We start from the raw sequence: 4,588 nt of genomic DNA, 5'->3' as shown, positions 1-4,588 counted from the left end.
AGTTTAGCGAAGTGGAAGTTGTTTATTATTATTGATAATTTTAAATAGCAATTAATAACATCTTGAAAAATATTGTTAAATTTCTTTTTTGTTATGGGAGAGAAATTGGCATTTTTATGTATTTTTCGATATAAATCGATATAAATAAAGTGAAATGATTCTTTTTTGAAAGTTTTAAAATTGTGACCGATCTTACTCCACAGCCAGAACGTGATGTGCTGAGCGGTATTGAGCCAATCAGTATTATTGATGAAATGCAACGCTCCTATCTCGATTATGCGATGAGCGTAATTGTCTCGCGTGCACTCCCTGATGTCCGCGATGGTCTTAAACCTGTTCATCGACGTATCCTTCATGCTATGAATGAGATGGGGCTTGTTTTTAATAAGCCGTATCGTAAATCTGCTGGTGTTGTTGGGGAGGTTATGGGGAAATTCCATCCCCATGGTGATGCTTCAATTTATGATGCTTTGGTGCGTATGGCGCAGGACTTCTCTTTGAGGAATCCATTAATTGATGGACAAGGGAATTTTGGCTCTGTTGATGGTGATCCTCCTGCGGCAATGCGCTATACTGAGTGTCGTTTAGAAAAAGTTTCAGAAGAGCTTTTAGCTGATATTGATAAAGATACAGTTGATTTTCAGGATAATTATGATGGGCGTGAACGTGAGCCGATTGTCTTACCAGCGCGTTTTCCCAATCTTTTGGTTAACGGATCAGGGGGGATTGCTGTGGGAATGGCAACCAATATTCCGCCCCATAATCTTAGTGAAGTTGTTGATGGTTGTATCGCTCTGATTGATAATCCCAATATCACACTCGATCAAATAATTGAAATTATTCCTGGTCCAGATTTTCCTACAGGGGGGATTATCCTTGGACGTTCTGGTGTCCGTTCAGCTTATGAGATAGGGCGTGGCTCTATCATTATGCGTGCTAAAGTTGATATTGAAGAAATTCGCAGTGGTCGACAGGCAATCATTGTGAGTGAGATTCCTTATCAGGTTAATAAGGCAGCGATGATTGAGAAAATGGCTGAATTGGTGCGTGATAAACGCATTGAGGGAATCTCTGATTTGCGTGACGAATCTGATCGTGATGGATATCGTGTCGTTATTGAGTTGAAGAAAGATGTTGTTGCGGAAGTTGTTTTAAACCAATTATATCGTTATACGCCGCTGCAAACTTCTTTTGGTTGTAATATGGTTGCGTTAAATGGGGGAAAGCCTGAACAAATGACGTTGCTTGATATGCTTCGTGCATTTGTTGCTTTTCGGGAAGAGGTTGTCAGTCGGCGAACAAAATATCTTTTGCGTAAAGCGCGTGAGCGGGCTCATGTTTTGGTTGGTCTTGCCCTAGCGGTTGCCAATATTGATGAAATCATAGCGCTTATTCGCAAAGCTCCTGATCCGCAGACAGCGCGCGTGCAATTAATGGAGCGACGCTGGCCAGCGATGGATGTTGCACCTTTGATTAAACTTATTGATGATCCCCGTCATATTATTCATGAGGATAATACTTATAATCTCTCTGAAGAGCAGGCGCGTGCTATTTTGGAATTGCGCTTGCAACGCTTGACAGCCCTTGGGCGTGATGAAATTGCTGATGAATTGAATAAAATTGGCGTGGATATTGCTGATTATCTTGATATCTTAGCATCGCGTGTACGCATTATGCATATTGTTAAGGACGAGTTGAGTGCTCTTCGTGAGGAATTTGCCACGCCGCGGCGTACCGTATTTGGCTTTGGTAGCGCTGAGATGGAGAGTGAAGATCTAATTGCGCCAGAGGATATGGTGGTAACGGTGAGCCATAGTGGCTATATTAAGCGCGTTCCTCTTAATACCTATCGTGCACAGCGCCGTGGTGGTAAGGGGCGTTCTGGTATGTCCACGAAGGATGAGGATTTTGTAACGCGGTTGTTTGTCGCTAATACGCATACACCGGTTCTTTTCTTTTCATCACGTGGGATTGTTTATAAGGAAAAAGTTTGGAGACTACCGTTGGGGACGCCGCAATCGCGTGGGAGAGCTTTGATTAATATGCTTCCCTTACAACAAGGCGAACGCATTACGACGATTATGCCTTTACCTGAAGATGAAGCAGGCTGGAGCGCATTGGATATTATGTTTGCGACAACACGTGGGACTGTTCGTCGTAATAAGTTATCAGATTTCGTTCAGGTTAATCGTAATGGTAAAATTGCAATGAAACTTGATGAAGAAGATGAAATTCTTTCGGTTGAAACTTGTACCGAACATGATGATGTTGTTCTCACAACAGCCAATGGACAATGTATTCGTTTTCCAGTTGTGGATGTTCGTGTCTTTGCAGGGCGTAATTCTGTGGGGGTTCGTGGTATCAATTTGGCTAAAGGCGATAAAGTGATTTCGATGACAATCTTAGAGCATGTCGAGGCGACATCGATTGAGCGTTCTGCTTATATTAAGCGTGTGATGAATGAACGGCGTGCTGCTGGCGCAGATGCTGAGGTTGAAGATATTATCACTCTTGATGAGGAAGATGGAGGGGGTGAAACAGAGTTAACAGATGAACGCTATGCAGAACTTCATGCACGTGAACAAATGCTTTTAACGGTGAGTGAATTTGGTTATGGTAAACGCTCTTCTTCCTATGAATTCCGGATTTCGGGACGTGGCGGAAAAGGGATTCGTGCAACAGATCCATCTAAAACAGCTGAAATTGGTAAATTAGTAGCGGCTTTTCCGGTGAAAGCGCAAGATCAGATTATGTTGGTTTCAGATGGGGGACAGCTTATTCGCGTCCCTGTTGAAGGAATTCGTACTGCTGGGCGCTCAACTAAGGGCGTGACGATTTTTAATACAGCCGAAGGTGAAAGAGTTGTATCGGTTGAGCGTATTTCTGAATCTGAGGATGATACGCGTTCATTAGAGGATGAAGGTGAGAAACATTCCGATATGGTTAATATGAGTGAAGAAAAATAATTTTGAAGAGGATGGAGTGAAATCATGAAAATTGCTCTTTACGCAGGTTCTTTTGATCCTCTTACAAACGGTCATCTTGATGTTTTGAAGGGGTGTTTTGTGTTAGCTGATAAGGTGGTCGTTGCTATAGGTATACAAGCTAATAAAAAGACACTCTTTAGCTTTGAAGAGCGTGTTGGCTTCATTACGCAGATAGGGAAAGACTTGCTCGGTGCAGATTTTAATCGGTTGCAGGTTCTTTCATTTAACAACCTTCTCATTGAGAAGGCGCGTGAAGTTGGTGCTTCATTTCTCATTCGTGGATTGCGTGATGGTACTGATCTTGATTATGAAATGCAAATGGCAGGAATGAATGGTATTATGGCTCCTGAATTGCAAACTGTTTTTTTGCCGGCAAGCGTTTCTGGACGTGCGATAACGTCTACATTGGTCCGTCAAATTGCTTCTATGGGAGGGGATGTGACGCCATTTGTTCCGCTCAATATTGCACAAGCTTTGCACTCGAAATTTCAGTCTTTAGGGGAGAAACATTGTGTCTCGTAGAATTTTTGCTGTTTTGATATGTGTTTTTTGTTTTTTTTCATTGCGTGCTGTTGCTGATAATTCTAGCACAGTGAATGATGCAAATCTCCTTGTTTTATCTCTCAAAGATGGTGATGTTATTATTCGTTTGCTTCCCGATTTAGCACCCAAACATGTTGCGCAAATCAAAAAACTAACAGAGGAGGGAGCTTATAATAATGTTGTCTTTCATCGTGTTATTCCTGGCTTTATGGCACAAACTGGTGATGTAAAGTTTGGAAAAAAAAATGGTAGAGATTTTGATCTGAAACGCGTTGGTATGGGAGGTTCCAATTATCCCAATATACCGGCTGAGTTTTCAAAGCAGCCGTTTAAGCGCGGTACTGTTGGGATGGCACGTTCACAAGATCCAGATTCCGCGAATTCTCAATTTTTCATTTGTTTTGACGATGCTCTTTTTTTAAATGGGCAGTATACGGTTATTGGGGAAGTTATAAAGGGGATGGATGTTGTTGATAAATTAAAAAAGGGACCGCAAGTAATAATGGATCTGTAACAAATCCTGATGTTATTTATGCTGCTACTTTACAAATTGAGAAATAAATCAAAGGAGTTTTCCATATGTCTGAGAATAAAAATCTAGAGAATACTTTGATTCTTGAAACAACAAAGGGTAGAGTTGTTATTGAGCTTTTTGCTGATTTAGCGCCTTGTCATGTTGCACGTATTAAAGAACTTGTCCGTGAAGGTGCTTATGATAATGTTATTTTTCATCGCGTTATTGATGGTTTTATGGCGCAGACTGGGGATGTGCAATTTGGAAAGAAGGATGGTGAGAAATTCAATTTATCACGTGCGGGGATGGGTGGTTCAGAAAAACCAAATTTAACAGCAGAGTTTTCAAATCTTTCTCATAAGCGTGGTACAGTTTCTATGGCGCGGAGTCAGAATCCAAATTCTGCGAATTCGCAGTTTTTTATTTGTTTTGCGGATGCTCCGTGGCTTGATCGTCAATACTCCATATGGGGGAAGTCGTTGAAGGTATGGAAATATCGATAAAATTAAGCGCGGTGAACCTGTTGTGAATCCTGATGCGATTA

2 protein-coding genes and 2 pseudogenes are annotated in these 4,588 nt (G+C 41.5%); all 4 read left to right on the top strand.

The window, feature by feature from the left end; translation table 11 throughout:
• Positions 1-182 precede the first annotated feature (182 nt).
• Positions 183-2,966 carry a DNA gyrase subunit A gene (gene gyrA, locus BN338_RS06940; protein ID WP_039760397.1) on the top strand — a complete coding sequence of 928 codons (2,784 nt, stop codon included), beginning with the start codon at positions 183-185 and terminating at the stop codon, positions 2,964-2,966.
• A 24-nt stretch (positions 2,967-2,990) separates the two neighbouring features.
• Positions 2,991-3,509 carry a pantetheine-phosphate adenylyltransferase gene (coaD, locus tag BN338_RS06935; protein ID WP_039760396.1) on the top strand — a complete coding sequence of 173 codons (519 nt, stop codon included), beginning with the start codon at positions 2,991-2,993 and terminating at the stop codon, positions 3,507-3,509.
• A pseudogene (locus BN338_RS06930) lies at positions 3,499-4,091 on the top strand (peptidylprolyl isomerase). Before coaD ends, BN338_RS06930 begins: the two are co-directional and overlap by 11 nt.
• Positions 4,092-4,109: 18 nt before the next feature.
• Positions 4,110-4,588 (top strand): annotated as a pseudogene (locus BN338_RS06925) (peptidylprolyl isomerase); the annotation flags it as partial.

The organism is Bartonella queenslandensis AUST/NH15 (assembly GCF_000312585.1).
GTDB lineage: Bacteria > Pseudomonadota > Alphaproteobacteria > Rhizobiales > Rhizobiaceae > Bartonella > Bartonella queenslandensis_A.
Note: the sequence above shows the minus strand (reverse complement) of the source record. Positions and strands in the feature narration are given on the sequence as shown.

Excerpts from the sequence above, each read along its gene's own strand:
- coaD (WP_039760396.1), top strand. The coding sequence starts at position 2,991 with ATGAAAATTGCTCTTTACGCAGGTTCTTTTGATCCTCTTACAAACGGT.